Annotated in this window: 10 protein-coding genes and 1 pseudogene; 9 read left to right on the top strand and 2 right to left on the bottom strand. The window is 70.5% G+C overall.

The window, feature by feature from the left end; genetic code table 11:
* Positions 1-124, top strand: a pseudogene (locus AC0NZQ_RS17955) (IS481 family transposase); the annotation flags it as partial.
* Here the strand turns inward: AC0NZQ_RS17955 and AC0NZQ_RS17950 are convergent.
* Entirely contained in the window at positions 121-2,328 is a 2,208-nt protein-coding gene (locus tag AC0NZQ_RS17950) for a SulP family inorganic anion transporter (protein ID WP_474531359.1), read from the bottom strand. The pseudogene AC0NZQ_RS17955 and the gene AC0NZQ_RS17950 sit on opposite strands and share 4 nt — an antisense overlap.
* Before the next feature lie 91 nt (positions 2,329-2,419).
* Positions 2,420-2,887 (bottom strand): PPOX class F420-dependent oxidoreductase, encoded by a 468-nt coding sequence (locus AC0NZQ_RS17945; protein ID WP_474531358.1) that lies wholly within the window; start codon positions 2,885-2,887, stop codon positions 2,420-2,422.
* Between the two features lie 77 nt (positions 2,888-2,964).
* Here AC0NZQ_RS17945 and uvrA point away from each other — a divergent pair, with 77 nt between their 5' ends.
* The 8 genes from uvrA (at position 2,965) to whiA (ending at position 14,645) form a co-directional block, all read left to right on the top strand.
* Positions 2,965-5,928 carry an excinuclease ABC subunit UvrA gene (gene uvrA, locus AC0NZQ_RS17940; RefSeq protein WP_474531357.1) on the top strand — a complete coding sequence of 988 codons (2,964 nt, stop codon included), beginning with the start codon at positions 2,965-2,967 and terminating at the stop codon, positions 5,926-5,928.
* Between the two features lie 192 nt (positions 5,929-6,120).
* Positions 6,121-7,440 carry an MFS transporter gene (locus AC0NZQ_RS17935; protein WP_474531356.1) on the top strand — a complete coding sequence of 440 codons (1,320 nt, stop codon included), beginning with the start codon at positions 6,121-6,123 and terminating at the stop codon, positions 7,438-7,440.
* On the top strand, positions 7,424-8,467 hold the full coding sequence (locus tag AC0NZQ_RS17930) for an adenosine deaminase (RefSeq protein WP_474531355.1): 1,044 nt from the start codon (positions 7,424-7,426) through the stop codon (positions 8,465-8,467). Before AC0NZQ_RS17935 ends, AC0NZQ_RS17930 begins: the two co-directional genes overlap by 17 nt.
* Before the next feature lie 68 nt (positions 8,468-8,535).
* Entirely contained in the window at positions 8,536-9,651 is a 1,116-nt protein-coding gene (locus AC0NZQ_RS17925; protein ID WP_474531354.1) for a hypothetical protein, read from the top strand.
* A 69-nt stretch (positions 9,652-9,720) separates the two neighbouring features.
* Positions 9,721-11,718 carry an excinuclease ABC subunit UvrC gene (gene uvrC, locus AC0NZQ_RS17920; protein ID WP_474531353.1) on the top strand — a complete coding sequence of 666 codons (1,998 nt, stop codon included), beginning with the start codon at positions 9,721-9,723 and terminating at the stop codon, positions 11,716-11,718.
* Complete coding sequence (gene rapZ, locus AC0NZQ_RS17915) at positions 11,715-12,647, top strand: RNase adapter RapZ (protein WP_474531352.1); 933 nt, start codon at positions 11,715-11,717, stop codon at positions 12,645-12,647. The genes uvrC and rapZ overlap by 4 nt, the downstream gene beginning before the upstream one ends.
* Positions 12,640-13,674 (top strand): gluconeogenesis factor YvcK family protein, encoded by a 1,035-nt coding sequence (locus AC0NZQ_RS17910; protein WP_474531351.1) that lies wholly within the window; start codon positions 12,640-12,642, stop codon positions 13,672-13,674. The genes rapZ and AC0NZQ_RS17910 overlap by 8 nt, the downstream gene beginning before the upstream one ends.
* On the top strand, positions 13,665-14,645 hold the full coding sequence (whiA, locus tag AC0NZQ_RS17905; RefSeq protein ID WP_474531350.1) for a DNA-binding protein WhiA: 981 nt from the start codon (positions 13,665-13,667) through the stop codon (positions 14,643-14,645). Before AC0NZQ_RS17910 ends, whiA begins: the two co-directional genes overlap by 10 nt.
* Positions 14,646-14,726: the final 81 nt, after the last annotated feature.

Here is a 14,726-nt window from a genome sequence, read left to right as displayed (position 1 = left end):
GACCACCCGCCGAGACGCCCTACCCGGCTGGCTCCACTTCTACAATCACCACCGAGCCCACAGCGCCATCGCAGGCCTACCACCGATCAGCCGCCTGACCAACCTGCCTGGACATCACACCTAGTTCACCCCGGCCGTGACCTTGTCGTCGACGGGACGGAACGCTCCCGAGGCAGGGTCGAGGACGGTACAGGTGGCCGACGGGATGTCGAAGAACATCCCGACCAGCTCCAAGCCGCGGTCCCGCTGGGCGCGGGCGACGACCTCGATGGCCGCGAGGTGTTCCAGCTGGACGGCCACATTGGTCCGGGCCAGCCGGTCGAGGTCGTCGCCGGTGCAGGAGTGGGCGGTGGCGTGACCGTTGCCGGCCTGGTGCACCGATTCGTGGCCGGCCGCGAGCCAGGAGCTGATCGCTCCGGGGGGCGGGCCGTCCAGCAGCGCCTTCATCGCGCCGCAGCCGGAGTGGCCGCAGACCACGATCCGGCTCACCTGCAGCACCTCGACGGCGTACTCCACCGCGGCCCGGACGGAGGTGTCCGGGTGCGACTCGTCCGGGACGATGTTGCCGATGTTGCGGACCGTGAAGAGGTCGCCCGGCCCGCTGCTGGTGATGAGGTTGGGGACGATCCGCGAGTCGGCGCAGGTGATGAACATGGCGTCGGGGTGCTGTCCGTCGGTGAGGTCGGCCATTGCCGGACGCAGCTCGCCGGCGAAATTGCGGTGGTAGTCGGCGACCCCGGCGTGGAACGGCCGCGTGACCGACGAGCTCGACTCGCTCTGCCACTGCTCCCAGCTGGCGAACCAGCGCTGCGGCAGCAGCACGCTGCGCGTCGCGCGCTTGTCGTGCTCGTCGATGCGACGCGGCCCCACCTGCCGGACGGCGACGGTGCCGCCGGTGGCCTCGTGCCGGGACCGCCACTGCGCCACGTAGTCGAAGGCGGTGTGGTCGACGTAGTCGACGTTGATGTCCATCTCGACCGGCGCACCAGCGGGAACCCGTCCCAGCACGGCGGCCAGCCGCGGCACGGCGAGGAAGCTGAGCGTGCCCCGCATCCGGACGCGCCAGGCCTCACCCGCGAGGTGCTCGGCCGGGCCGGGGATGTCGACGTCGATGGCGGCCCACACCGCGCGGCGGACCACCAGCACGGCCGAGAGGGCGAGTCCGATGAGCACGCCCTCGAGCAGGTTGAGGAAGACGACGCCCGCGACGGTGACCAGGTAGACGGCGAGCTGGCCGTGGCGGCGGGACTCCCGGATGTCCTTCGTCTTGACGAGGCCGATGCCGACGGTGACCAGGAGCGCGGCCAGGGCGGCCAGCGGGATGAGCTCGATGAGGTCGACGAACAGCAGTGCGGTGAGCGCCATCCAGACCCCGTGCAGCACGGCCGAGGCGCGGGTGCGGGCGCCGGAGGTCACGTTCGCGGTGCTGCGGACGATGACACCGGTGATGGGCAGGCCGCCGAGCAGGCCCGAGGTCGTGTTCGCCATGCCCTGACCGACGAGCTCGCGGTCCAGGTTGGACTTCTGCCGTCCCTTGGCCATCGTGTCGGTGGCCAGCGCCGACAGCAGGCTCTCCACGCTGGCGACGACGGCGACGGTGAAGACACCGACAAGCACCGCGCCCCACATGCCGTCGGGCAGCTCAGGGAGGCGGATGGAGTCGGTGACCGAGCCGCCGAGCTCCACGCGCGCGGCGTCGGGGACGGCGAGCTGGGCGACGACGGTCAGCAGGACGACGGCGACGAGCGGACCGGGGACGGCCCGGATGCGGCGGGGGAGCCTCGGCCAGGCCAGCAGCAGCGCGATGGCGGCGAGGCCGAGCAGCAGGGCGGGGACGTCGGCGTCGACGATGTCCGCCGGCAGCGAGGTGATGTTCTCCCACGCGCTGCTGCCGGCACTGGCCCCGAGCAGGACGTGGAGCTGGCCGAGGACGATGGTGATGCCGATCCCGGCGAGCATGGCGTGCAGCACCGTCGGCGAGATCGCCATCACCGAGCGGGCGATGCGACTGACTCCCAGCAGGATCTGCACCAGCCCCGCGGCGGCGGTGATGGCGCAGGTGACGGCGAAGCCGAACTGCTCGATCAGCCCGGCGACGACCACGACCATGCCGGCCGCCGGTCCCGAGACGGTCAGCGGTGAGCCGCCGAAGACTCCGGCCACCACCCCGCCGACGACGGCGGCGATGATGCCGGCGGCCAATGGCGCCCCGGACGCCGCGGCGATCCCCAGCGAGAGCGGCAGCGCGACGAGGAACACCACCAGCGACGCGGGCAGGTCGTAGCGCAGGTCGGTGAGCAATCGCCGTTCGGCGAGCGGGGAGGACATGGGACGACGGTCCCCGGGCGATCTTGGAGTCCGTTAGGAACTGAATGTCCGAAAAGTAAATAGTGCACGATCTGTGACGTGGGTCATGCTGTCACGACTCGGCGAGACGAGCCGGGAACCCGCCCGTCGCGACCGGACCCCAGCGCTCGGGCGTGACCCGGATCAGGGACTTGCCCTGGTCCTGCATCGCCTGCTTGTACTCGTCCCAGTCGGGGTGTTCGCCGCTGATGGAGCGGAAGTACTCGACCAGCGGCTCCAGCGCCTCGGGCAGGTCCAGCACTTCGGCGGTGCCGTCGATCTGCACCCACGGGTCGTTCCACTCGTCGCTGATGACCATCACCGAGCAGCTGCTGTCCCGCCGCAGATTGCTGACCTTGGCCCGCTCCGGGTAGGTCGAGATGACGAGGCGGCCGTCGCTGTCCACGCCCCCGCTGACGGGGGAGAGCTGCGGGCTGCCGTCCTTGCGGCGGGTGACCAGGATCATGCGGTGGCGGGGCCGGACGAAGTCCAGCAGCCCGTCGCGGTCGACGCGGTCGTTGGTGGCGATCTTCTTGGGCACAGCGCAAGCCTTCCCCGTGACGAAAGCCGCCGAACCGGCGGCTGCCGTTGTCGGTGGCCGTCCGTACTCTCGATGACGTGAACGACCGACTCATCGTCCGTGGCGCCCGCGAGCACAACCTCAAGGACGTGAGTCTGGACCTCCCTCGCGACGCGATGATCGTCTTCACGGGCCTGTCGGGGTCCGGCAAGTCCAGCCTGGCCTTCGACACCATCTTCGCCGAGGGCCAGCGCCGCTACGTCGAGTCGCTCTCGGCCTACGCCCGGCAGTTCCTGGGGCAGATGGACAAGCCCGACGTGGACTTCATCGAGGGGCTCTCGCCGGCGGTCTCGATCGACCAGAAGTCGACGTCGAAGAACCCCCGCTCCACCGTCGGGACCATCACCGAGGTCTATGACTACCTGCGCCTGCTCTGGGCCCGCATCGGCAAACCGCACTGCCCGGTCTGCGGCGAGCCCATCGCCAAGCAGACCCCGCAACAGATCGTGGATCGCATCCTCGAGATGCCCGAGGGCACGCGCTTCCAGGTGCTGGCGCCCGTCATCCGCGAACGCAAGGGGGAGTACGTCGACCTCCTCGGCGATCTGCAGGTCAAGGGTTACGCCCGTGTCCGCATCGACGGCACCGTCTACCCGCTCACCGACCCGCCGAAGCTGAAGAAGCAGGAGAAGCACACCATCGAGGCGGTCGTGGACCGGCTCTCGGTGAAGCCGTCGAGCAAGCAGCGCATCACCGACTCGGTCGAGACGGCCCTCGGCCTCGCCGGCGGCATCCTGATCCTCGACTTCGTCGACCTCGACGAGGACGACCCGAACCGGGAGCGTCGCTACTCCGAGCGATTGGCCTGCCCGAACGACCACCCGCTGGCGATCGACGAGCTCGAGCCGCGTTCGTTCTCCTTCAACTCGCCCTTCGGCGCCTGCGTCGAGTGCGCCGGCCTCGGCACCCGCCAGGAGGTCGACCCCGAGCTGGTCGTCCCCGACCCCGAGGCCTCGCTGGCCGACGGCGCCATCGCGCCCTGGACCGGAGGCACCACCAGCGAGTACTTCCTGCGGCTGCTGCAGGGTCTCGCCGACGCGATGGGCTTCGACCTGCGCACGCCGTGGGAGAAGCTGCCCGTCCGCGCGCAGAAGGCTGTTCTCAACGGCACCGACGACCAGGTGCACGTCAGCTACAAGAACCGCTACGGCCGGCAGCGGTCGTACTACGCGGCGTACGAGGGCGTCATCCCGTGGATCGAGCGGCGCTACACCGAGACCGAGAGCGACTGGTCGAAGGAGAAGTACGAGGGCTACATGCGGGAGGTGCCGTGCCCGGCGTGCCGCGGCACCCGCCTCAAGCCGGAGATCCTGTCCGTGATGGTCCACGGCCGCTCCATCGCCGAGGTCGCCGGACTGTCGATCGGCGACGCCGCGCAGTGGCTTCGTGACCTCTCCCTCGACCAGCGCGAGAAGATCATCGGCGAGCGGGTGCTGAAGGAGATCAACGCCCGCCTCGGCTTCCTGGTCGATGTCGGGCTGCACTACCTGTCGCTGGACCGGGCCGCCGCGACGCTCGCCGGCGGTGAGGCCCAGCGCATCCGGCTGGCCACGCAGATCGGCTCCGGCCTCGTCGGCGTGCTCTACGTCCTGGACGAGCCCTCCATCGGCCTGCACCAGCGCGACAACCACCGCCTCATCGAGACGCTGGTCCGGCTGCGCGACCTCGGCAACACCCTCATCGTCGTCGAGCACGACGAGGACACCATCCGTACCGCCGACTGGGTCGTCGACATCGGCCCGCTGGCCGGCGAGCACGGCGGCAAGATCGTCGTCAGCGGCACGGTCGACGACCTCCGCTCGTCGGAGGAGTCGGTCACCGGCGCCTACCTCTCGGGTCGCCGCCGGATCGAGGTGCCGGAGCTGCGACGCCCGCGGCAGAAGGGCCGCGAACTCGTGGTCGAGGGCGCGCGCGAGCACAACCTGCGCAATGTGGACGTCTCCTTCCCGCTGGGCTGCTTCGTCGCAGTGACGGGCGTCAGCGGCTCGGGCAAGTCCTCGCTGGTCAACGACATCCTCTACGCCTCGCTGGCCAACAAGATCAACGGCGCCAAGCTGCCGCCGGGCCGGCACAAGCGGGTCCGCGGCATCGAGCACCTGGACAAGGTCGTCGGCGTCGACCAGTCGCCCATCGGCCGGACCCCGCGCTCCAACCCCGCGACCTACACCGGCGTCTTCGATCATGTCCGCAAGCTCTTCAGCGAGACGACCGAGGCGAAGGTCCGGGGTTACCAGCAGGGTCGCTTCTCCTTCAACGTCAAGGGCGGGCGCTGCGAGAACTGCGCCGGTGACGGCACCATCAAGATCGAGATGAACTTCCTGCCGGACGTTTACGTGCCGTGCGAGGTCTGCAAGGGTGCGCGGTACAACCGCGAGACGCTCGAGGTCCACTACAAGGGCAAGACCATCAGCGAGGTCCTCGAGATGCCCATCGAGGAGGCCGCCGAGTTCTTCGCCCCGATCGAGCGGATCGCCCGGCACCTGCGCACGCTGGTCGATGTGGGGCTGGGATACGTCCGGCTCGGCCAGCCCGCGCCGACGCTGTCCGGGGGTGAGGCGCAGCGGGTCAAGCTCGCCGCCGAGCTGCAGAAGCGTTCCACCGGACGGACGGTCTACGTCCTCGACGAGCCGACCACCGGCCTGCACTTCGAGGACGTCAACAAGCTCCTGGGCGTGCTGCACACGCTGGTCGACAAGGGCAACTCGGTGATCGTCATCGAGCACAACCTCGACGTCATCAAGACCGCGGACTGGATCATCGACATGGGTCCCGAGGGCGGCTCCGGCGGTGGCATGGTCGTCGCCGAGGGGACGCCCGAGGCGGTCGCGGCGGTCCCGGAGTCGCACACCGGCACCTTCCTGAAGGACATGCTGGACAACACCGCGATCCCGAGTCGCGCCCCGCGCAAGGCCTCCACCGCCAGCGCGCGCCCGTCGGCCGGGCCGAAGGCGCCCGGCCGCAAGACGGTCGCCCGGAAGCGGCCTGCCCGCAGCTCCGCCTGACGCCCCCGAGCGATCACACGCCGATCACCCGCCGATCGCCCCGACGCCGCCGCACCTCGCCGCAGCGTCGGGGAGGTGCGGCGCCGATCGATCCGTCGATCGCACGGCGCAACGGCGCAACGGCGCAACGGCGCAACGGCGCGAGCGTCCACGCGGCGGAAAGTTGTCGGTGGCCCGTGCGACGCTCTGGGCATGGGTTTCGGGACGTATCGGTCGGTGCTGGCGCTGCGGGACGTGCGCCGCGTGCTGCTGCTCGGGCTCGTCGTCCGCATCCCGATGTTCGCCGGTTCGGTCATCCTGACGCTGCACGTTGTCGGCACTCTCGACCACTCCTACGCGGCGTCCGGGTTGGTGGTCGCGGTCGCCACCGTCGCCATCGGCATCAGCGCGCCCTGGCGGGGGAGGCTGCTCGACCGGCACGGTCTGCGACCCACGGTCCTGCCGTCGCTGATCGTGCTGGCCGCGTGCTGGTCGGTCGCGCCCTTCGTCTCCTACTGGCCCCTGCTCGGCCTGGCCGGTGTGGCGGGACTCTTCGTCATCCCGGTCTTCTCCATCGTCCGACAGGTGTTGCTCGGGGCCGTGCCCGCCCACCAGCGGACGACCGCGCTGGCCGTCGACTCCGTCGTGGTCGAGTTGTCGTTCATGATCGGTCCCACGCTCGGGGTGCTGCTCGCCACCACCGTGCCGACCTCGTGGGCGCTCTTCGCCTGTGAGCTGGCCTCAGTCGCCGGCGGCGTGCTCATCTGGGTGGCCAACCCCCGGCTGACACCGCCCGACGGCGCACACGGGGAGGCGTCGCCTGCCTCCGGTCGTACCCGGGACTGGCTGCGACTGCCGGCCCTGACCGTGCTGGCGATCAGCCTCGCCACGACGGTCGTGCTCACCGGGAGCGATGTCGGCATCGTGGCGGCGCTGCGGGACATGGGGCACCAGTCGTGGATCGGGTGGCAGCTCGCGGTCTGGGGCGCCGGCTCGGCGATCGGCGGGCTGATCTACGGCGCGCTGCGCCTCCGGCCACCCGTGCCCGTGTTGTTGGGGTTGCTGGCGCTCGCCACCATCCTGCCTGCCTTCGCGCGCGAGCCGATGCTCCTCGCGGTCCTGCTCTTCGTGGCCGGCGCGTTCTGTGCCCCGACGATCACCGCGTCGGTCGACGCGCTGTCGCGGGTGGTGCCGGTGGCGAACCGGGGCGAGGCCATGGGCTGGCACGGCTCGGCGATGACCGCCGGGTCCGCGCTCGGAGCCCCCGTCGGCGGAGTGGCCATCGACGCCGTGGGCTGGCAGGGTGGCTTCGTCTCGGTGGCACTGGTCGGCGTCGCCGTTGCCATCGCCGCCTTCGGCGTGCTGCGGCGGAGTGGGGAGCCGTCCGTCGATGCGGCGCCCACGGAACCCGCCGATCTCGTCGCCGGGGCGGCCGCCGAAGCGGAGTCGGTAGCAGCCTCGGTCACCGCGGGCCGGCCTGGTCTCGAACTTGACACGCGTGTGTCAGAATTTGCCCATGGCGCATCTGACTGAGTTCATCGCCGGACTCCCCAAGGCCGAGCTGCACGTGCATCACGTGGGGTCGGCGTCGCCGCAGATCGTCGCCGAGCTGGCGGCGCGGCACGAGGGGGCCACCCCGGTGCCCGCCGACCCGGCGCTGCTCGCCGACTACTTCCGCTTCACCGACTTCGGCCACTTCATCACCGTCTACCTGTCGGTCGTCGACCTGATCCGCGACGCCGAAGACGTCTGGACCCTCACCCATGGCGTCGCCCGCGACCTGGCGGCGCAGAACGTCCGCTACGCCGAGTTGACCCTGACGCCCTACTCCTCGGTGCACCGGGGCATCCCGGCCGAGGCCTTCTGCGAGGCGGTCGAGGACGCGCGTCGCCGGGCCGCCACGGAGTTCGGCGTCCAGCTGCGCTGGTGCTTCGACATCCCCGGCGAGGCGGGGCTGCCCGCCGCCGACGTCACCCTGGACATCGCGCTGCGGCAGCGTCCGGACGGGCTCGTCAGCTTCGGCCTCGGTGGTCCCGAGGTGGGGGTGCCCCGCCCGCAGTTCGCCCCGCATTTCGAGGCGGCGCGCGCCGCCGGGCTGCGTAGCGTTCCGCATGCGGGGGAGTCGACCGGCCCCGCCACGGTGTGGGACGCGATCGAGCACCTCGGCGCCGAGCGCATCGGGCACGGGATCTCGTCGGCGCAGGACGAACGGCTGCTGCGGGTCCTGGCCGAGCGGCAGATCCCCCTCGAGATCAGCCCGACGTCGAACCTTCGCACCCAGTCCGTCGCCTCGCTGGCCGAGCACCCGCTGCCGACCATCGCCGCCGCCGGCGTCCCGTTCTCGATCAACTCCGACGATCCGCCGATGTTCTCGACCACGCTGAACCGGGAGTACGCGGTGGCTGCGGAGCTGCTCGGCCTGGACGAGCGCGGCGTGGCCGACCTCGCCCGCGCCGCGGTGCGGCAGTCGTTCCTGGACGATGCCGGCACGCGACTGCTGCTCGCCGAGATCGACGACTACGTCTCCGGTTGGGTCCGCATGTCGCGTAGCGGGACGTAAGCCCCTGGCCGGTCGCGAGTGCACGCGATCTGATGCGGGGCATCGTCCGTCCGCCGTAGGAGTCCATTGTGCCCAAGACCATCACCGGGGATCCGGCATACGAGATCAAGGCAATCAACGTCAACCAGCTGGCGAACTTCGACACCGGCAAGCTCGTCAAAGCCGTTGGTGATGACCTCGCCGGTCATGTCGGCAAGCCCATGCAGGGCCTGGTCGTCAAGGCCGCCGATGCGAAGAAGCTCTTCGACAAGCTGGTGAAGAGCGATCTTCCCAACGGCAAGGTCGCGCAGCCCTGGCTGCGGGCCGGCATCGTCGGCAAGGACATGGTCTTCCTGGTGACCGATGCCAAGAGCGGCGGCAAGTACGAGGAGTTCTGCGTCCTCGTGAAGGATTACGTGCCGCTGCGCGACAAGCTGAAGAAGCAGGCCGCCGAGGTCGTCAACCTCGATCCAGGTGACAAGGTCATCGACAAGGCTGCCGCTGACATGGCAGCCACCCACGGCAAGGGCGGCAAGGTGTCGACCGCGGCTGACGCCGACCTGGGGCTGATCACCGGCACGACCCCGATCATCCTGCTCGCCCACGGTGACGAGGACAAGACGTCCACGGGTCAGCTCTACGGCAAGGACTTCGCCGGCAAAACCCCGCAGCAGCTGGTTACGTTGCTCACCGAGCACCCTGAGCCCCGCCGCCGGTTGCGCAAGGACTACGCCGGGACGATCTACCTGGATGGCTGCTTCACCGCGCAGGGCTCGGCGATGCAGAACTACACCAAGCAGGTGTGGGAGCTGCTCCGCAAGGCCGGTTTCGGCAAGCTGTCGGTGAAGGGCAACCTCGGCCTGGCCGCCACTACCAGCAGCGGCGACGAGATCATCAGCTCGACCGAGGCCAAGGCGAAGGCCAAGAAGCTGATGGACGCCGCGGAGGCCAAGAAGAAGCAGGTCGTCGACCGTCGGGAGCAGCTTCTCGACCAGCTCTGGGATGCCGAGTTCAAGCGGTCGGGCCGGGATGCCAATGACCGTTTCAAGGTCGATCCCCGGGTCGTCGAGATCAACACGAAGGCCAAGGCGGCGCTCGACGGCGTCCGCGACGAGCTGCAGAAGACCCTGGCCAAGATTCCCGAGTATCGCGTTCCGAACCTGGTGGGCACCTTCGGTCTGCCGGTCCTCAACCCGCGCAGCTGATGTCGGTGCTCGTCGTCGCCGGACCGGCGACGACGAGCACTGTCGGTCGGGGCTACTAATCTCGACGATGTGCCCGACCCGCAGACGTATCGCCCCGCACCGGGGACGATCCCGCTGGAGCCGGGCGTCTATAAGTTCCGCGACGCGCAGGGGCGCGTCATCTACGTCGGTAAGGCCAAGAGCCTGCGGCAGCGGCTGAACTCCTACTTCGCCGACGTGGCCGGGCTGCACCAGCGGACGCGGCAGATGGTGACGACGGCCGCCAGCGTCGAGTGGACGGTGGTGCGCACCGAGGTCGAGGCGCTGCAGCTCGAGTACAACTGGATCAAGGAGTTCGATCCGCGCTTCAACGTCAAGTACCGCGACGACAAGAGCTACCCGTCGCTGGCCGTGACGCTGAACGAGGAGTACCCCCGACTCCAGGTGATGCGCGGCCCGCGCCGCAAGGGCGTCCGCTACTTCGGCCCGTACAGCCACGCCTGGGCGATCCGCGAGACCCTCGACCTGCTCACCCGCGTCTTTCCCGCCCGTACCTGCTCCACCGGCGTCTTCAAGCGCGCGGGGCAGGTCGGCCGGCCCTGCCTGCTCGGCTACATCGGCAAGTGCAGCGCGCCCTGCGTCGGCCGGGTCTCGGCCGAGGAACACCGCGAGATCGTCGACGACTTCTGCGACTTCATGGCCGGCAAGACCGATCTCATGGTCAAGCGCATCGAGCGCGAGATGGCGCAGGCCAGCGAGGAGCTGGAGTTCGAGCGGGCGGCACGGCTCCGCGACGATCTCGGCGCCCTGAACCGCGCGCTGGAGAAGCAGGCCGTGGTCTTCGGCGACGGCACCGACGCCGACGTCGTCGCCTTCGCCGAGGACGAGCTGGAGGCCGCGGTCCAGGTCTTCCACGTCCGTGGTGGCCGAGTCCGGGGCCAGCGCGGTTGGGTCGTCGACCGGCTGGACGACATGTCCACCGGGGACCTGGTCGAGCAGTTCCTCACCCAGTTCTACGGCCTCTTCACCGACGACGCCGACGCGGCGAACGACATCCCGCGCGAGGTGCTGGTCCCGGTGCTGCCCGACGACCACGACGTGCTCGAGGAGTGGCTCACCGAGCGGCGGGGCCGCCGGGTGTCGATCCGGGTGCCGCAGCGCGGCGACAAACGGGCGCTGGCCGGCACCGTGGAACGCAACGCCGCGCAGGCGCTGAACCAGCACAAGCTGAAGCGTGCCTCGGACCTCACCGCCCGCTCGCGGGCGCTTGACGAGCTGCAGGAGAGCCTCGAGCTGCCGACGGCTCCGCTGCGCATCGAGTGCTTCGACATCAGCCACGTCCAGGGCACCAATGTGGTGGCGAGCATGGTCGTCTTCGAGGACGGTCTGGCCCGCAAGAGCGAATACCGCCGGTTCGCGCTGCGCGACACCAGCGAGGGCACCGGGGACGTCCAGTGGATCGCCGAGGTCGTGCGGCGTCGCTTCGCTCGCTACCTGGACGAGCAGGTCGATCACGGCGCGGACGCCGACAGCGACCCCGGCGCGGAATCCGTCGAACCGGTGCGGCCCGGCATCGACCCCACGACCGGGCGTCCCAAGAAGTTCGCCTACGCCCCCAACCTGCTCGTCGTCGACGGCGGCGCACCCCAGGTCGCCGCCGCGGCGAAGGTGCTCGACGACCTCGGCATCGACGACGTCGCGCTCGTCGGGCTCGCCAAGCGGCTGGAGGAGGTCTGGCTGCCCGACCAGCCGTACCCGGCCATCCTGCCGCGGACCTCGGAGGCGCTGTACCTGCTGCAGCGTGTCCGGGACGAGGCCCACCGCTTCGCGATCACCTTCCACCGGCAGAAGCGGTCGAAGGCGATGACGACCTCCGCCCTGGACGGCATCCCCGGACTCGGCGAGACCCGCCGCAAGGCACTGCTGAAGCAGTTCGGCTCGCTGAAGAAACTGCGGGGCGCCGAGGTCGCCGACATCGTGCAGGTACCCGGCATCGGCAGGCAGACCGCCGAGGCCATCGTGGCCGCACTGGCCAAGGACGGGCCCGAGGGCACGGCCGTGAACATGACGACCGGAGAGGTGCTGTGACCAGTCCCGAGTCCACCGCAGCGCAGACGGAGAGCGCCGAGGCGCCCCCCGACCAGGAGGCGCCGGGCCTGGAGACGGTGATCATCACCGGTCTCTCCGGGGCGGGGCGCAGCGCGGCGGCGAAGTGCTTCGAAGATCTCGGCTTCTTCGTCGTCGACAACCTGCCGCCGGAGCTGATCGGGACGCTGCTCGATCTCGGCAGCCGCAGCCAGGGCGCGGTGACCCGGCTCGCCGTGGTCATGGACGTCCGCGGCCGCGCCTTCAGCAAGGACCTCGAGGCAGTCATCCGCGGCCTGCCGCACCGGCTCCGGCCGCGGGTGCTCTTCCTCGAGGCCTCACCCGAGGTGCTCGTCCGCCGTTTCGAGAACGTGCGGCGCAACCACCCGCTGCAGGGCACCGGCCGCCTCGTCGACGGCATCAACGCCGAGCGCGAGCTCCTCTCCGGGGTTCGGGACGCCGCTGATCTGGTCATCGACACCAGTGCCCGGTCGGTCCACGACTTGCGCCGCGTCATCGAGGGATCCTTCACCGGACCGGCCTCCGAGGCCGCCACCGCGCTCCGCGCGACGGTCCTCTCCTTCGGCTTCAAGTACGGCCTGCCGGTGGATGCCGACATGGTGGTGGACGTCCGGTTCCTGCCCAATCCGCATTGGATCCCGGAGCTGCGACCGCTCACCGGCCAGGACACGGCGGTCAGCGACTACGTCCTCAGCCAGGAGGGGGCGGCTGCCTTCCTCGACGCGTACACCGAGATCCTGCGCATCGTCGGTGCCGGCTACCGGCGGGAGAGCAAACGATTCCTCACCCTCGCCGTCGGCTGCACCGGCGGCAAGCACCGATCGGTCGCGATGAGCCGGGAGCTCGCCACCCGGCTCGAGGCGATGGGCATCCGGACGACCGTCGTCCATCGGGACCTCGGCCGTGAGTGATGCGCTCTCCGACGGGACGGCTCCCCGGCCGGTGAAGGCGGTGGCGCTGGGCGGCGGTCACGGCCTGCACGCCTCGCTGTCGGCGCTGCGGCTGATCACCGACGACGTCACCGCGGTCGTCACCGTCGCCGACGACGGTGGCTCGTCGGGACGGATCCGTCGCGAGCTGAAGGTGCTGCCGCCCGGCGACCTGCGCATGGCCCTGGCCGCCCTCGCCGGCGACGCCCCGGCGCATCGCGAGTGGGCCGACCTGCTGCAGCACCGCATCGGCGGCAACGGCGCGCTGGCGGGACACCCTGTGGGCAACCTCGTCCTCACCGCCATGCTGGAGCGCGATCCCGACCCCGTCGCGGCGCTGCAGCGCCTCGGCACCCTCGTCGGCGCCGTCGGCCGGGTGCTGCCGATGAGCCCGGTCCCGCTGGACCTCGTGGGCGAGGCGGACAACTTCGACCCCGACGACCCCGACCGCACCCGCAAGATCCGCGGCCAGGTGTCGATCGCGACGACGCCGGGCCGGGTCCGCGCGATCTCGCTGCTCCCCAACGGCGCGCCCGCCTGCGCCGCGGCCGTGGACGCGATCCGCGAGGCGGATCTGGTGCTCCTCGGTCCCGGCTCGTGGTTCACCAGCGTGATCCCGCATCTGCTGTTGCGTGAGTTGGGCCGGACGCTGGCCGCCACCCGGGCCCGGCTGGTGGTCGTGCTGAACCTCGTGCCGCAGCTCGGCGAGACGGATACCTACGAGCCCCACGAGCTGCTGGAACTGCTGCAGGACCACGCCGAACCCTTCGGCGGGCTGCCGATCGACACCGTCCTCGCCGACGAGGACTCCGTCCTGAATCGGCAAGACCTGGCCGGTTACGTCCAGGACATCGGCGCGCGTCTGCATGTGTCTAGACTCGCTGCCGACGACAGTGCGGAACGGCACGACCCGGAGCGGCTGAGTCAGGCCCTGCAGACCGTGCTCGACGCCCGGTCGGACGGGCGCAACGACGGCGAATCCTCGGGAGGTGCAGGCACATGGCGATGACCGCCGCGGTGAAGGACGAGCTCAGCAGGGTTCCCGTGGAACGCACCTCAGCGCGCAAGAGCGAGCTCGCCACCATGCTGCGCTTCGCCGGTGCCCTCCACCTGATCGGTGGCCACATCGTCATCGAGGCCGAGCTCGACACCGGCAGCGTCGCCCGCCGGCTCCGTAAGGAGATCGCAGAGATCTTCGGTCACGGCTCGGAGGTCCAGATCGTGGCCGCCGGTGGCATCCGCAAGACCAGTCGCTACCTGGTGCGGGTCACCAAGGACGGCGAGGGGCTGGCACGGCAGGCCGGCTTGGTCGACCTGCGCGGCCGTCCGGTCAAGGGACTGCCGCATCTCGTCGTGGCCGGCGGCGTCGCCGACGCCGAGGCCGCGTGGCGCGGCGCCTTCCTCGCCCACGGCTCGCTGACCGAGCCCGGCCGCGCCTGCTCGCTGGAGATCTCCTGCCCGTCGCCGGAGGCCGCCCTCGCCCTCGTCGGCGTCGGCCGCAAGCTCGGCGTGCAGGCCAAGGCCCGCGAGGTCCGCGGGGGTGATCGCGTCCTGGTCCGCGACGGCGACGCCATCGGTGCCCTGCTCACCCGCATCGGTGCGCACGAGTCGGTGATGGCCTGGGAGGAGCGGCGGATGCGTCGCGAGGTCCGGGCCACCGCCAACCGGCTGGCCAACTTCGACGACGCCAACCTGCGCCGCTCGGCTCGGGCCGCCGTCGCCGCCGGCGCCCGGGTCCAGCGTGCGCTGGAGATCCTCGGCGAGGATGCCCCCGACCACCTGCTGCAGGCGGGACGGCTCCGCCTGGAGCACGCGCAGGCCTCTCTGGAGGAGCTGGGTGCGCTCTCGGATCCGGTGATGACCAAGGACGCCGTCGCCGGACGCATCCGGCGGTTGCTGGCGATGGCGGACAAGCGCGCCGCCGATCAGGGCATCCCGGACACCGAGTCGGCCGTGACGCCGGAGATGCTGGCCCCCTGAGGTCGTCGCCGGGCGGGTGCGACGCCGGTACTAGTACCGACGTCCGATGGCGACTGCAACCCGTGGTGCGGGACAAAGGTG

The sequence above is a fragment of the Jatrophihabitans sp. sgz311053 genome, from assembly GCF_056135305.1.
Note: the sequence above shows the minus strand (reverse complement) of the source record. Positions and strands in the feature narration are given on the sequence as shown.